The following is a 15,199-nucleotide window of genomic DNA, read 5'->3' on the forward strand; positions in this document are numbered from 1 at the left end:
CGCGAGAGAACACGCTATGCGCTTATTTTTTCTTGGCATTACGATGCTTTCCCTCACCAGCACATTGGTATTGGCTGATCCGCCACCTGAGGCATCAGTAGCCGAGCCGGCTGCAGTCGAGGCGAAAACACCTGGTCAGCCCTCACCCGATGCGGTAAAGGCACAGCTCAAAAGCTATTTCTTCGATGCGGCCCGTGATGGCCGTCAGGAGATGCTGGAAGAGTTCATCAAGGCTCATTATGACCTCAATACCCAGGATGAAAAAGGCTACACCGCCTTGATCCTGGCGGCCTACCATGGCCACAAGGAAGCCGTCGAGCAGCTGCTGGCTGCAGGTGCAGACCCCTGCATACAGGACAACCGAGGCAATACTGCATTGATGGGCGCCATCTTCAAAGGGGAGATTACCATTGCCCACCGCCTGGTTCAGGCCACGTGCAACCCTGACCAGCGTAACAATGCCGGCCAGACGGCCGCCATGTACGCTGCGCTTTTTCAACGCAAGAGTGTGCTGGACGATCTGGCGGCCAAGGGCGCAGACCTTAATGCCAGGGATGCGATGGGCAACGATGTCGAAAAGCTCAAGCGCGGTGAATTCAGCCAGCCCCCGACCCGTTGACCCTAGCGCTGCAACAGATCTTGGACTGGAAACGCGAATCAAGTTAACTGTAAATTCATACAGTGGTGTATAATCAGGCTTTGTTTTCAGGAGCCTGGAATGGCCAAAGCCAAGCGCATGTACGGCTGCACAGAGTGCGGCGCAACGTTTCCCAAATGGGCAGGGCAGTGTGGCGAGTGCGGCGCCTGGAATACGCTTGTCGAAACGGTTGTCGAGTCGGCAGCCGGTGCCTCTGGCCGTGGCGGCTGGGCGGGCCAGCAGGCCGTGCTCAAGACATTGGCCGAGGTCAGCGTTGAGGAAACTCCACGCTTCACTACAGACTCCACAGAGCTGGACCGCGTATTGGGTGGTGGCTTGGTCGATGGGTCGGTTGTGCTGATCGGCGGTGATCCAGGCATTGGTAAATCCACCATTTTGCTACAGACGCTTTGCCGCATTGCCGAGCGTATGCCAGCACTTTATGTGACAGGCGAAGAGTCCCAGCAACAGGTGGCCATGCGGGCCCGGCGCCTTGGGCTGCCGGAAGACAAACTCAAGGTCATGACCGAGACGAGCATCGAGAGCATCATCGCCACGGCACGTCAGGAAAAGCCGCGGGTCATGGTAGTGGACTCCATCCAGACCATTTTTACTGAGCATCTTCAATCCGCACCGGGTGGCGTTGCCCAGGTGCGTGAAAGCGCGGCACTTCTGGTGCGTTTTGCCAAACAGACCGGAACGGCTGTGTTTTTGGTCGGACATGTGACGAAGGAAGGTGCCCTGGCGGGTCCGCGCGTGCTTGAGCACATGGTGGACACTGTTCTGTATTTCGAGGGCGAATCGGATGGCCGTCTGCGTTTGCTTCGGGCAGTGAAAAACCGCTTCGGTGCTGTAAATGAGCTGGGTGTTTTCGGAATGACCGATAAAGGCCTGAAGGAAGTATCCAACCCGTCGGCCATTTTTCTGACCCGTGCACAAGAGGCCGTGCCAGGCAGTGTGGTCATGGCTACCTGGGAAGGCTCCCGACCGATGCTGGTTGAGGTGCAGGCGCTGGTCGATACCAGTCACTTGGCCAACCCGCGTCGGGTGACGGTCGGTCTCGATCAGAACCGTCTGGCCATGCTGTTGGCCGTACTGCACCGCCATGGCGGCATTCCCACCTATGACCAGGACGTGTTTATAAACGTCGTTGGCGGTGTGAAGGTGTTGGAAACAGCTGTGGACCTGGCCTTGATGGCAGCGGTTATCTCCAGCCTACGTGACCGCCCCTTGCCCCACGACCTGCTGGTCTTTGGCGAGATCGGTCTTTCGGGTGAGATTCGTCCTGTGCCCAGTGGGCAGGAGCGCTTGAAGGAAGCCGCCAAGCATGGCTTCAAGCGCGCTATTGTGCCTAAAGGCAATGCGCCCAAGGAGGCACCCGCTGGTCTTGAAGTGGTCGCAGTGACCCGTCTTGACCAGGCGCTGGATGCCTTATTCGAGTAAGCCGCCTGGGTCAGTCCTTGCCAAGGGCCGCCAGTTCGCGCTCAAGCAGGGACTGGTCGCCCAGGTTGAGTTCGACCAGACGGCGCAGGTGGCTGATGGAGTCGAGATCGATCTGCTGGCAGGCAAAGCCCAGCTGTTCGGCTTCTAGCCGTACCAGTTCGGCGCTCATCTCGACCTGTGTTTCCGCGTCCAGTGTAATGACGATCTGGAAGGGCACCTCCTGACGGCCGCTCCAGTCGTCAGGCTTTTGTGTCAGTAATCCCTTCAGGGAAATGTCGTTGACCAGCGCTGTCCAGTGCTGTTCGCCCTGTTGAATCCGCGCCGTGGCGTCAAACGCGAAGCGCTTGAAACGCCGACGTTCGGTTGAATCAGTCATGTCGCTACTCCTGAATGCGATAGAGGTGACTTCACCTCATTCTATCGGCCCAAGGCGCGGCGTCTAAAGTATTGCCGCTTAGCGTTACAGCTTAGTCAACGAACGGCAGGTTGTTCGACAAAAGGTCCGGGCTTGGTCTGCTGATGCAACCGGGTGTCGGCATGACTATTCGGCATCTGCCTTCTGCGGTATGAATATTCAAATGGCCACTACAAACCAAACGCTCTAGACCAAGGTCTGATGGCGGAATTGCCAGCTTGAACTAAGCTTGAGCGGCAGCTTCTTTGTCCGTTTGTCATGGAGCCTTTATGAATAATAACAAGAGTGTATTCCGCCACGTGCCCTGGGCCGTGGTCGCGGCTGTAGGGGCTTGCGCCTTGGGAGTGGTGGCCTTGCGCCGTGGAGAGACGATCAATGCGTTATGGATCGTCGTTGCAGCCGTCGCGCTCTATCTCGTTGCCTATCGCTATTACAGCCTGTTCATCGCTACCAAAGTCATGCAGCTGGACCCGAACCGGGCAACACCGGCTGTTCTCAATAACGATGGTCTGGACTACGTACCGACCAACAAGCACATCCTGTTCGGTCACCATTTCGCTGCCATTGCAGGCGCAGGCCCGCTGGTCGGCCCGGTACTTGCCGCGCAAATGGGCTACCTACCCGGCACACTCTGGCTGATTGCCGGCGTGGTCTTTGCCGGTGCGGTCCAGGACTTCATGGTGTTGTTCATCTCCACCCGCCGTAACGGCCGCTCGCTGGGCGAGATGGTCCGCGAGGAGATGGGGCAGATACCGGGAACCATTGCCTTGTTTGGCTGCTTCCTGATCATGATCATTATCCTGGCGGTGCTGGCCCTGATTGTGGTGAAAGCTCTGGCCCACAGCCCATGGGGGATGTTTACCGTTCTGGCAACGCTGCCCATCGCGGTATTCATGGGCGTTTACATGCGTTATATCCGCCCGGGCCATATCGGTGAGATTTCTGTGGTCGGCCTGGTATTGCTTCTGGCCGCCATCTGGTTTGGTGGCGTGATTGCGGCTGATCCGGTATGGGGCCCGCGGCTCACCTTTACGGGTGAACAGATTACCTGGATGCTGATCGGCTATGGCTTCGTGGCTTCCGTGCTGCCCGTCTGGCTGCTGTTGGCGCCCCGTGATTATCTGTCGACCTTCCTCAAGATCGGCACCATCATCGCGCTGGCTATCGGTATTCTCTTCATTGCACCTGAGCTGAAGATGCCGGCTGTTACCCAGTTTGTGGATGGTACCGGCCCGGTCTGGAAGGGTAGCCTGTTCCCGTTCCTCTTTATCACCATCGCCTGTGGCGCTGTTTCCGGTTTCCACGCGCTGATCTCGTCAGGCACCACGCCCAAGCTGCTCAGCCGTGAGACAGATGCCCGTTACATTGGGTATGGCGCCATGTTGATGGAATCCTTTGTGGCGATCATGGCCATGGTGGCAGCATCGGTGATCGAGCCGGGCGTCTACTTTGCCATGAACAGTCCGGCGGCCATTGTGGGCGCCGATGCCGCAAGCGTTGCTGCCACGATCAGCTCCTGGGGCTTTGCGGTAACACCTGAGATCCTGACCCAGACCGCACAGGACATTGGCGAAACCACTATCCTGGCGCGGGCCGGCGGTGCTCCAACACTTGCGGTCGGTATCGCGCAGATCCTGCATCAGGTGCTGCCAGGTGAAAACACCATGGCCTTCTGGTACCACTTCGCGATCCTGTTCGAGGCGCTTTTTATCCTGACGGCTGTTGATGCCGGAACCCGTGCGGGTCGCTTCATGCTGCAGGATTTGCTGGGCAATTTCGTACCGGCACTCAAGCGTACCGACTCCTGGATCGCCAATATGATTGGCACAGGTGGCTGCGTTGCGCTCTGGGGGTATCTGTTGTACCAGGGCGTTGTCGATCCGCTGGGCGGCATCAATACGCTCTGGCCGCTGTTCGGTATCTCCAACCAGATGCTGGCCGGTGTTGCCTTGATGTTGGGTACGGTCGTGCTGATCAAGATGAAGCGTCAGCGTTACGCCTGGGTAACTGCATTGCCGGCCGTGTGGCTGCTGATCTGCACAACCACGGCCAGTCTGATCAAGCTGTTTGACAGCAACCCGGCGGTTGGCTTCCTGGCTCAGGCGCACAAATACCGCGATGCGCTGGCGGCTGATCAGATTCTGGCGCCAGCCAAGTCGGTTGAGCAGATGCAGCAGATCATGATCAACAGTTATACCAATGCGACTCTGACCGTACTGTTCCTGATCGTAGTCGCCAGCGTACTGTTCTATACCGTGAAGGTGGGTTATGCCGCCTTGTCCAAGCCTCAGCGTACGGACAAGGAAACGCCTTTCCAACCGCTGACAAATGTCTGATGGGAGCTGCGCATGTTCAATGACCTCGCCAATCTTGGAAAGTACCTGGGGCAGGCGGCTCGCCTCATGGTCGGAATGCCGGATTACGACACCTACGTCGAGCACATGCGCGGCAAGCATCCGGACCTGCCTGTCATGACCTACGAAGAGTTCTTTCGTGAGCGGCAGGAAGCGCGTTATGGTGGTGGCAAAGGCAAGACCTTCCGCTGCTGCTAAGCACGTCAAGGTGTGATTCAACCGGGCCAGGCCTTTTAGCTTGGCCCGTTTCATTTAAGGCCGCTTATATGTCTACAACCCCCATCCCTGTAACGGTTTTGACCGGCTTTCTCGGTGCTGGCAAGACAACCCTGCTGCGTTACCTGCTTGAAGGTGATCATGGCCTCAAGATCGCTGTCATCGAAAATGAGTTCAGTGAGGCCGACATTGACGGCGCCTTGCTGGGCGATAAGGCTGTACGCATCGTAAAGGTAGCCAATGGTTGCGTCTGCTGTACCGGCAGTAAAGACCTGTCCTACGCGCTGACGGTATTGCTGGAGCAGCTCGACCAGGGCGAGATCGAATTCGACCGACTGGTGATCGAGTGTACCGGCCTAGCCGATCCAGGCCCGGTTGCTCAGACCTTCTTCATGGATGAGGATCTGCGCGAACGCTATCTGTTGGATGGCATCATTACGCTGGTGGATGCTGTTCATGCCCAGGCGCAGCTATCCAGACCCATTGCCCAGGCCCAGGTGGGCTTTGCGGATCGCCTGTTGGTTAGCAAGCGCGATCTGGTGGATGAGGCTGCCTTCACGGCTTTGAGCGAGCGTTTGCAGCGCATCAACCGAAGGGCGCCGGTTCATGTGGTGGATCATGGTCAGGTTGACCTGAGCGTTCTGTTGGATATCAGAGGGTTCAATCTGAACGATCAGTTGGATCGTCAGATGCTTTTCCGCCCGCTAACGCCGGTGCGTACTCAGAAGCCGGACAACATCACTTCGCTGGCGCTCAAGGCCGAACGTCCGCTCGATATCGACCGCGTCAGTCGCTTCATGGAAGGGGTGCTTGAGCGGCACGGCAGTAATCTGCTGCGTTACAAGGGTATTCTGGACATTGCCGGAGAGCCTCGAAAGCTCTTGTTTCAGGGGGTTCAGCGGCTGTACGGCGCTGACTGGGACCGGGAGTGGGAGGAGGGCGAAGTGCGGGAAAGCGTGATCGTCTTTATTGGCATTGAATTGCCGGAGGCCGAGCTGCGCGAAGGTCTCGAGGCAGCACAAGTCTGAGGCATATGAAAAAGCCCGGCATAAGCCGGGCTTTTCGTAAGGCTTGAGCTTACTGACCGTAAACCGGCAGCTTGGCGCAGATAGCCTGGACTTTTTCGCGTACGCCATCGATCACGGACTCATCGCCCATGTTATCGAGGATGTCGCAGATCCAGCCGGCCAGCTCACGGCATTCAGCTTCCTTGAAGCCGCGGGTGGTAACGGCCGGAGTACCGATACGCAGGCCCGAGGTCACGAAGGGGGAGCGGGGATCGTTCGGAACGGAGTTCTTGTTTACCGTGATGAATGCACGGCCCAGAGCCGCATCGGCATCCTTACCGGTGATGTCCTGCTTGATCAGGGACAGCAGGAAAAGGTGGTTCTGAGTACCGCCAGAAACCACATCGAAGCCACGCTGGATAAACACCTCGGCCATGGCCTGGGCATTCTTGATGACCTGCTGCTGGTACTGCTTGAACTCAGGCGCCAGCGCTTCCTTGAAGCATACGGCCTTGGCGGCGATCACATGCATTAGCGGACCACCCTGAGCGCCCGGGAAGACAGCCGAGTTCAGCTTCTTCTCGATTTCTTCATTAGCTTTGGCCAGGATCAGGCCGCCACGAGGACCACGCAAGGTCTTGTGAGTCGTCGTGGTCACGACATCGGCGAACGGAACCGGATTCGGGTAGATACCTGCGGCAACCAGACCGGCAAAGTGAGCCATGTCGACGAACAGGTAAGCGCCCACCTTGTCCGCGATTTCACGGAAGCGAGCGAAATCCAGTACCTGCGAGTATGCCGAGTAACCGGCCACGATCATCTTCGGCTTGTGCTCAACCGCCAGACGCTCGACTTCATCATAGTCGATCAGGCCGTTTTCATTGATACCGTACTGAACTGCGTTATAGATCTTGCCGGAAGAGCTGACGCTGGCGCCGTGGGTCAGGTGACCACCATGGGCCAGGCTCATGCCGAGGATCGTATCACCAGGCTGCAGCAGCGCCAGGTAAACAGCAGAGTTGGCCTGCGAGCCTGCGTGGGGCTGAACGTTGGCGTAGTCGGCACCAAAGAGCTGCTTGGCACGGTCAATTGCCAATTGCTCGACCTTGTCGACGAATTCGCAACCACCGTAGTAGCGCTTGTGTGGATAGCCTTCGGCGTATTTGTTGGTCAGGACAGAGCCCTGGGCTTCCATGACAGCCGGGCTGGTGTAGTTTTCCGAAGCGATCAGTTCGATGTGATCTTCCTGACGCTGGGCTTCCTGCTCCATGGCGGCATACAGATCGGCGTCGAAGCGGGCGAGGGTTAAGTCACGGCTGAACATGGGGTTCCCCTGAAAAGCGGCTGGGCTAAAAGAGGACGCATTCTATCCCAATCCATAGTGGACTGGGTATGAGCACCCGTCATGCAGCGGTCGCACAGCATTCATGGCGGCTACATCAGCCGCAATCGGGCCTCGATCAGCTCGGGTGACAGCGGTTTGTCGAACAGATACCCCTGAACCTCGTCGCATTCATGGTCACGCAGGAATTTGAGCTGCTCTTCATTTTCCACCCCTTCGGCAATGACCGACAGGTTGAGGCTGTGGGCCATGGCAATGATGGCGCGCGCAATCTGGGCATCCTGCTCTCCATAGGGCAAGCCATCCACAAAGCTGCGGTCGATTTTGAGAATGTCGATGGGAAGCTGCTTCAGGTAGTTAAGCGAGGAGTAGCCGGTTCCAAAGTCATCTACCGAAATGCATACACCCAGCTCTTTCAGGCTTTTGAGTGTCATCAGCGCATCATCCACGTTTTGCATGAGAATACTTTCCGTCAGCTCAAGCTCAAGGCAGGCGGGTGGTAAACCTACTTCCTGCAAGATCTTGGCGATATGTTCGCCCAGGCGGTTATCCGCAAACTGACGAGCCGAAAGGTTGACAGAAACCTTCGGTATACGAACTTTATTATCATGCCAGACGCGCAGCTGGCGGCAGGCTTCCTTGATGACCCAATCCCCAACCTGAATGATCAAACCGGTTTCTTCGAGCACTGGAATGAAATCGACAGGCGAGACGTTGCCGCGGCGCGGGTTGCTCCAGCGGAGCAGGGCTTCAAGGCCGGTCAGCTGACCATTGGAGCACCGGTACTGCGGCTGGTAATGCAGGGTAAATTCATTTTGCAGCAAGGCGTGTCGCAGATCGGCTTCAAGCTCGATGCGCTCCAGCGCACGGGCGTTCATTTCCGCCTGGTAGAACTGGAAGTTGTTCTTGCCCATCTCCTTGGCGTGGTACATCGCCGTGTCCGCGTTTTTCATTAGCTGACTGAGTTCACTGCCATCCTGAGGCGATAGCGCGATCCCGATACTGGCGCTGACGAAAAACTCACGATTTTCCAGAATAAATGCTTCGGACAGGCTTTCCAGGATATTTTCGGCCACGCGGATAGCACAGGCCATGGCCTCCTCCCGACTACCTAGATTGGCCAGCAGCAAGGTGAACTCATCGCCACCCATGCGAGCCACGCTATCCTCCGTTCCTACACAGGCGGTTAGGCGTACAGCTACCTCCTTGAGCATTCGGTCGCCAGCAGCATGCCCCAACGAATCGTTGATCGGCTTGAAACGATCCAAATCTAGGAACATCAGCACAACCCAGCTGGCATGGTGAACCGCCTGCTCCAATGCAGTGTGGAGGCGATCCTGGAACAGCGTGCGGTTTGGCAGGAGCGTCAGGGCATCGTAATAGGCCAGACGGTGAATATGTCGCTCACTGGCCTTGCGCTCACTGATATCCACGAAGAAACACACGAAGCTGACCAGATCACCTTCATCGTCGCGTACGCCGGTAATGCCGATCCAGGACGGGTACGGCTCACCATCCTTGCGCTTTTGCCACAGTTCACCTTCCCAGCTGCCCTGTACCGCCATATGGTTCATGATATGAGAGAGCTGGTTGGCTTCCTGAAGGTCTGCACATAGCATGCGCGGTTGCTGGTCGATGACTTCCTCTGGCTCGTAACCGGTCATACGGGTGAACATCTGGTTGACGCGTACGATGTAACCGGCCGGATCGGTGACCAGAATGGCGGCTGCCGAGTGATCGAAAACGGTAGCGGCCATCCGCATGTCTTTTTCCGCGCGTCGCTGGGCCGTGATGTCCCGGCAGATGCCCAGCAGCCCTTCGAAACGACCATGCTTGTCCCATAGCGTTTCCAGACGCATTTCCAGGCTTAACTTGTGCCCGTCGGCGTGGAGGCAGTCCAGGATAATGACCTGACTGGCTTCCTGATCTACCTCCGCCATCAGCTGAGCTGACCCAAGCGATCGACGCAGCTTTTTTATCCAGTCCCGCAGTTTCTTGAGTTGCTGGGAGTGCGTGGCCAGATCATAGGGGTTGAGCTGGTAAAGCGTTTCGAGTTTGTAGCCCAGAAGGTTTTCAGCCGAAGGGCTTATGTAGTTGATAGCCAACTGTTGGTCCGTGCTGAAAATGATGTCGCTGATACTTTCCGCCAGCAGGCGATAGCGACGCTCCTGGTCACGCAGCAGATCATTGGCGTTGACCATCTCGGTGACATCCAGTGCAAGGCCGATGATCTGGCGCATCTGGCCCTGGCTGTCACGTTGAAACGCCTGCTCGCGCAGATCGAACCAGCACCAGTGGCCATTCTTGTGATGCCAGCGAACCAGGCAGTCGTTCACCTGGCCTTCCTGAATGATCTGCCGCATGGTGCGCAGGCGCTCGTACAACTCATGGTCATCCGGATGCAGGAGCGTGGTCAGGTAGTCCGGGCCCAACGCGTCCAGTTCGGCTTCGCTATAACCAAGCTTGAGTCCCAGCGGATGGTTTTGATAATCAATGGTCTGGGTCTTGAGGTCATAGGTATAAAGCGTGTCCGGCGCCGCTTTGACCAAGTCGGACCAGAAGCGCTCCCGTTCGATCAGCGAGAGTTCGGTGCGTTTGCGCCGTGATACATCCGTTATGCTCAGCGGTACGGCCTCGTATCCCATTTCTGCCGGAGGAAGGTGGACAGAGAACCAGAGATGGCGATCGCCTTGCGGTGTTATGAGGCGGCCTTCCACATCCAGGGTCTGCTGTCCTTCAGCCAGCGCGGCAATCATCTTCATGCGCTTGCCATGGGCGTTGGGTTTGCTATCGCCGATCAGGTTGGCCAGTGCCTGATCAATGGTCGTAATGCCTAGCAGGGTCAGCGCCATCTGATTCATTTCAGTGATGCGAATCAGGCCAAGCAGCTCGTGGCCCCGTGAAGGATTGATCTCAAGCCATTGATAGAACGTCCGGGCACTTGTGATGTGATGTGCTAGCAGGACCTGCTGCAGGCGGGAGAAGTCCAATACACAAATGCCGGTGTTGATGCCTTCGAAAATGCTCTGGTAGCGCTGGCGTGTACTTTCTATCGTCCGGAGCGCCTGCTGCTGCTCAGTGACGTCCCGCAGTATCCAGGCGCACCCGGTAAAGGCTGACGTATGATCTTCCAGTTCCTCCAAGGAACGATTCGAGCCTACGCCGTAGCGGCTGACGGCAAACAGTCTGCGCTGGCCGTCAGGTTGGGGTAGCTCGACGATCCAATCCTTGTCGGCCTCTTGCGGAGTCGATAGGTCTAGTGCAGGGAGCAGACCCCTCAAGGTGTGCTGCTCCGCATCTGTCTGTTCGATGCCCAAAAGAAGAGAGGCTTTCCGGTTGAGGTAAAGCAGGCGGCCCTCTTCATAGGTGACCAGTACGCACTCATCTACCGCATTCAGGGCTTGCATCATCAGGCGCAGGCTCTGCCGTGACGAGCGTGAGGAAAGATGAAAGCCGGATTGCTCCCGCTGCAGGCAGTACACCAGAAGGGACGCGCATAGGGTCAGCAACACAAACGTGGCAACTCGCCACAAAAACAGGGTTTTCCAGGTCAGGACCGAAGGGCTCAAATGGCTACGGAGCTGCCAGTTGGTGCCATCCAATGTGAGGGCAAAGGTCTGGCTGTCCGAAACGGCAGGCTCCTCAGGCATATCCCTGGCCAACGTGGCGCCGCTTGCCTTGTCTGTAATAGTCCAGATCAGTTCATGGGTGTGGTTTTTCAGCCTTTCCAGCCCCAACCCGGCTTCGCCCGTGATCAGCCACCAGCCCTGATCGCTCTGGCTTTTCTGCCTAAGGAGCACATAGCTACCATCGTGAGGCGTATAGCCGTAATAAAACAGTCTCGCCTCCAAACGTCGTAGGGCAGGGCTCAGGTAGTTTGGGTCGACTGCTGACGGAAATAAGGACGGGTCTTCAAGCGCGCCGGCTGGAACCCAATAGAGGTGGTTGGCCTTGGGATAGATAGCCTGCAACTGTGCCGGTAGCGCCTCGATGCCTGTCTCCGGCGTTACGTCATCAAGCTCTGCTGCCGCTTGGTGAGCAAGAAACGCAAGGGCTTGCTCGATATATTCGGCCTTTTGCAGGCTCTGCTCCCGAGCGAAGCTGCCCAGCATGGCACTTCGCTGATTCAGCTCCTTATGGAGTTGCCAGGACAATACACCCAGCAATAACAGAATCAGCCCAGCCAGCACCCACTTCAACATACGGAGTGCAGGAGAGCGCGTCAGCAGGTTTTGTAAAGGTAGGCCGGCAGAAGCTTTCACATCGGTTTTCCAAAAGAGTGCAGTTACAAGCGACAACCGCACACGCTATAGACAGTCCTGTCACTGGGTGAGGCGCTCATGGAGGGTATCGTCATCATCCTGTCCACCATTACAAAAGAGAATTTGGGATATCCTTTGCGTTATCGCCCGCGGGGTGCAGATTCTTAAATGATTGTTTGGCTGTCGTCTGAAGCGATAACCTGCAATCCATCAAATAGTGTGTGAGGGACTTCGACAGCTTGGCTCAGTCCCGCCATACTATTCGCCTACTTTTGCATCAGTACCAAGGTTCATCCATGGCTCAATACGTTTACTCCATGCATCGGGTCAGCAAGATCGTGCCCCCGAAGCGAGAGATTTTGAAAGACATCTCCCTGTCCTTCTTTCCTGGCGCCAAGATCGGCGTGCTGGGCTTGAATGGTGCGGGTAAGTCTACCCTGTTGCGCATCATGGCCGGGGTCGATACGGAGATCGACGGCGAAGCTCGCCCGATGCCCGGTATCAACGTAGGTTATCTTCCGCAGGAGCCGCAGCTCGATCCGAGCAAGACGGTTCGGGACATTGTCGAAGAGGCCGTTGGTGCGATCAAGGACGCTCAGGATCGCCTGAACGAAGTATACGCCGCTTATGCCGAGCCGGATGCCGACTTTGATGCGCTGGCTGCCGAGCAGGCGCGTCTGGAAGCCATCATTCAGGCCTCTGACGGCCACAATCTCGAGCGGCAGCTGGAAGTGGCCGCCGACGCCCTGCGCCTGCCGCCATGGGATGCGAAGATCGAGCACCTGTCCGGTGGTGAAAAGCGTCGCGTGGCGCTGTGCCGTCTGCTGCTGTCTGCACCTGACATGCTGTTGCTCGACGAGCCTACCAACCACCTGGACGCCGATTCCGTTGCCTGGCTCGAGCACTTCCTGCACGACTTCGCTGGTACTGTCGTAGCCATCACGCATGACCGCTACTTCCTGGACAACGTGGCTGGCTGGATTCTCGAACTGGACCGTGGCCATGGTATCCCGTTCGAAGGTAACTACTCCGGCTGGCTGGAATCCAAAGCCAACCGTCTGGCGCAGGAAGCCAAGCAGGAAGCGGCTCACCAGAAGGCCATGAAAGCGGAACTGGAGTGGGTGCGCTCCGGTGCCAAGGCCCGTCAGTCCAAGTCCAAGGCTCGTCTGCAGCGTTTCGAGGAATTGCAATCTCAGGAATTCCAGAAGCGCAGCGAGACCAACGAGATCTACATCCCGGCTGGCCCGCGCCTGGGTGACAAGGTTATCGAGTTCCATAACGTCACCAAGGGCTACGGTGATCGCGTTCTGATCGATAATCTGAGCTTCAGTGTGCCCAAGGGCGCGATTGTTGGTGTGATCGGGGGTAACGGTGCCGGTAAATCCACACTGTTCCGCATGATCACCGGCAAAGAGCAGCCAGATTCGGGCACCATCGAGATCGGTGAAACCGTACAGATCGCCAGTGTCGATCAGAGTCGCGATAGCCTGGAAGGCAACAAGACCGTATGGGAGCAGGTCTCCGATGGTCTGGACATGATTCGCGTGGGTAACTATGAAGTGCCTTCCCGCGGCTATGTCGGTCGCTTCAACTTCAAGGGTGCCGATCAGCAGAAGTTCGTCAAGGACCTGTCCGGTGGTGAGCGTGGCCGCTTGCATATGGCGCTGACGCTAAAGCAGGGCGGTAACGTACTGCTGTTGGACGAACCGTCCAACGACCTCGACATCGAAACCCTGCGCGCACTGGAAGAAGCATTGCTGGACTTCCCGGGCACCGCCATCGTGATCTCGCACGATCGCTGGTTCCTCGACCGTATCGCCACTCATATCCTTTCCTACGAAGATAACTCTCAGGTGGTGTTCTTCGAAGGGAACTACACTGAGTACGAAGCGGATCGCAAGAAGCGTCTTGGCGATGCTGCCACGCAGCCCAAGCGGGTGAAGTACAAAAAGCTGAGCTGATCAGCCCTTTTGTACCCAAAGGCCGCCGCGTAATGCTGCGGCCTTTTTTATTTCTTGTGCTGAGTGGCCCGGAGAATGCTGTCTATGATTTCATCCGGAGACTGGCGAATATCAACCAGTAGCGCCTCTTGCTCACCGGGCGGCTCAAGTGTGTCGATCTGACTTTGTAGTAGCCGTGGATCGAAAAAGTGCCCGCGTCGATTGAGGATGCGCTCGCTGAGTACCTCGGCCGGTCCATTCAAAAAGACCAGAACGATCCCGTCGGTGGCGGTTTGCAGCCGTTCCCGGTACTGCTTCTTCAGGGCTGAGCAGGCAAATACCTGGGTTCGCTGATGGCGATGGGCATCCTGCATCGCAGTGCGAATGGCATCCAGCCACGGCCAGCGGTCCTCATCATCAAGAGGAATGCCCTTGGCCATTTTTTGCCGGTTGGCGTCGCTGTGGAACTCGTCGGCATCGGAAAACTGGCAGCCCAGACGCTGGGCCAGGCGTTCCCCTATAGTGGTTTTTCCACTGCCAGATACACCCATGATCAGATAAATCATTCATCCTCCACGATTGGGTTTCGATCCTTTAAGGGTAGTCCCTTCACCCGCAAGCGCCTCCCCGGATTCAGGGGGAGGTGCATCAGAAGATTTCCCGATGGTAAGTGTCGTCCCGATAGAGGCAGCTACAATACAGGCCAGCGCCGTCCATTGGCCGAGGGTCAATGTTTCGCCGAGAAAGATAAAGCCTGACAGGGCACCCAAGGCCGGTGACAGGCTCATCAAGGTGCCAAAGGTCTGGGTAGGCAACTTTGTCAGCGCCATCATTTCCAGAACGTAGGGGAGCGCGGAGGACATGACGGCGATTGCCAGAATGACCGGCAGTGTTTCCACCGCAAACAGACCGGGACCTGTCTCATAAAGTCCAAGTGGCAGAACTCCCAGTGCTGCGATGCACGAGCCCAGCGCAACGGTGCTCGCACCATAGACGGCCCCGGCTTTCTTGCCGAATACAATGTAGAGGGCCCAGCAGGCACCTGCCAGCAAGGCGAAAAACGCGCCCAGTAGATCTACACCGCTGGCAGCATGCCCGACCGGCAAAAGCAATACCAGCCCTAAAATGGCCAGGATGATCCAGACAAAATCGATCAGCCGGCGAGAGGCAATTATGGCGACAGCCAGGGGGCCTGTGAACTCAAGGGCGACTGCGATTCCAATGGGAATCCGCTGCATGGCCAGATAAATCGAAACATTCATGATGCCTAGGGCAATGCCATATACGACCAGAGATTTCCATGGCTTCCCTTTGCCAAGGACTTTCCACGGTCGAAGAACAGCTACAAGCAGCAGGGCGGAAAAGAGAAGGCGCAGCGCGGTTACACCAATCGGACCCAGGACAGGGAAAAGACTTTTGGCCAAGCTGGCGCTGCTTTGAAGAGAGATCATTGCCACCAGTAACAGGCAGACCGGTATGAGAGTAGCCAGGGGGCGAGCGTTTAGTTGAGACATTCTGCTAGTGCTTATCCGTTTTGATTGAGCAATAGCAGAATGGGAAAGCCAAAGCGAGCACTACTTAGT

The 15,199-nt window shown here is 57.0% G+C and carries 11 protein-coding genes; 6 read left to right on the forward strand and 5 right to left on the reverse strand.

Annotated features, from left to right (window positions below):
* Positions 1-16 precede the first annotated feature (16 nt).
* Entirely contained in the window at positions 17-619 is a 603-nt protein-coding gene (locus tag PLU01S_RS06065) for an ankyrin repeat domain-containing protein (protein ID WP_074822924.1), read from the forward strand.
* Between the two features lie 99 nt (positions 620-718).
* Entirely contained in the window at positions 719-2,080 is a 1,362-nt protein-coding gene (radA, locus tag PLU01S_RS06070) for a DNA repair protein RadA (protein WP_074822920.1), read from the forward strand.
* 10 nt (positions 2,081-2,090) lie between these two features.
* Here radA and PLU01S_RS06075 read toward each other — a convergent pair whose 3' ends face one another.
* On the reverse strand, positions 2,091-2,456 hold the full coding sequence (locus PLU01S_RS06075; protein ID WP_010797157.1) for a PilZ domain-containing protein: 366 nt from the start codon (positions 2,454-2,456) through the stop codon (positions 2,091-2,093).
* Between the two features lie 308 nt (positions 2,457-2,764).
* On the opposite strand from PLU01S_RS06075, the gene PLU01S_RS06080 reads away from it, so the two are divergent.
* The 3 genes from PLU01S_RS06080 to yjiA all read left to right on the forward strand — a co-directional run bounded on the left by PLU01S_RS06080 (position 2,765) and on the right by yjiA (position 6,093).
* Positions 2,765-4,831, forward strand: a complete 2,067-nt coding sequence (locus PLU01S_RS06080) for a carbon starvation CstA family protein (protein ID WP_074822916.1) — start codon at positions 2,765-2,767, stop codon at positions 4,829-4,831.
* Positions 4,832-4,843: 12 nt separating this feature from the next.
* Positions 4,844-5,047 (forward strand): YbdD/YjiX family protein, encoded by a 204-nt coding sequence (locus PLU01S_RS06085; RefSeq protein ID WP_010797159.1) that lies wholly within the window; start codon positions 4,844-4,846, stop codon positions 5,045-5,047.
* A gap of 68 nt (positions 5,048-5,115) precedes the next feature.
* Positions 5,116-6,093, forward strand: coding sequence for a GTPase (gene yjiA, locus PLU01S_RS06090; RefSeq protein ID WP_074822913.1), 978 nt, complete (start codon positions 5,116-5,118; stop codon positions 6,091-6,093).
* A gap of 49 nt (positions 6,094-6,142) precedes the next feature.
* On the opposite strand, the gene glyA is transcribed toward yjiA, so the two are convergent.
* Both glyA and PLU01S_RS06100 read right to left on the reverse strand, forming a co-directional pair.
* The gene (glyA, locus tag PLU01S_RS06095) at positions 6,143-7,396 is read right to left on the reverse strand and encodes a serine hydroxymethyltransferase (protein ID WP_019367066.1); all 1,254 of its coding nucleotides are present in this window, start codon (positions 7,394-7,396) and stop codon (positions 6,143-6,145) included.
* A gap of 110 nt (positions 7,397-7,506) precedes the next feature.
* A complete protein-coding gene (locus PLU01S_RS06100) occupies positions 7,507-11,676 on the reverse strand; it encodes a sensor domain-containing protein (RefSeq protein WP_074822911.1) in 4,170 nt (1,389 codons plus the stop codon).
* Between the two features lie 296 nt (positions 11,677-11,972).
* Between PLU01S_RS06100 and ettA the strand changes: the two genes are divergently transcribed.
* Positions 11,973-13,637, forward strand: coding sequence for an energy-dependent translational throttle protein EttA (gene ettA / locus PLU01S_RS06105; RefSeq protein ID WP_010797164.1), 1,665 nt, complete (start codon positions 11,973-11,975; stop codon positions 13,635-13,637).
* Between the two features lie 47 nt (positions 13,638-13,684).
* Here the strand turns inward: ettA and PLU01S_RS06110 are convergent, their stop codons facing one another.
* Both PLU01S_RS06110 and rhtA read right to left on the reverse strand, forming a co-directional pair.
* On the reverse strand, positions 13,685-14,182 hold the full coding sequence (locus PLU01S_RS06110; protein WP_010797165.1) for a gluconokinase: 498 nt from the start codon (positions 14,180-14,182) through the stop codon (positions 13,685-13,687).
* Positions 14,183-15,130, reverse strand: coding sequence for a threonine/homoserine exporter RhtA (gene rhtA / locus PLU01S_RS06115; protein WP_010797166.1), 948 nt, complete (start codon positions 15,128-15,130; stop codon positions 14,183-14,185).
* Positions 15,131-15,199 lie beyond the last annotated feature (69 nt).

This window comes from Pseudomonas luteola NBRC 103146 (genome assembly GCF_002091675.1).
GTDB classification, from domain to species: Bacteria; Pseudomonadota; Gammaproteobacteria; order Pseudomonadales; family Pseudomonadaceae; genus Chryseomonas; species Chryseomonas luteola.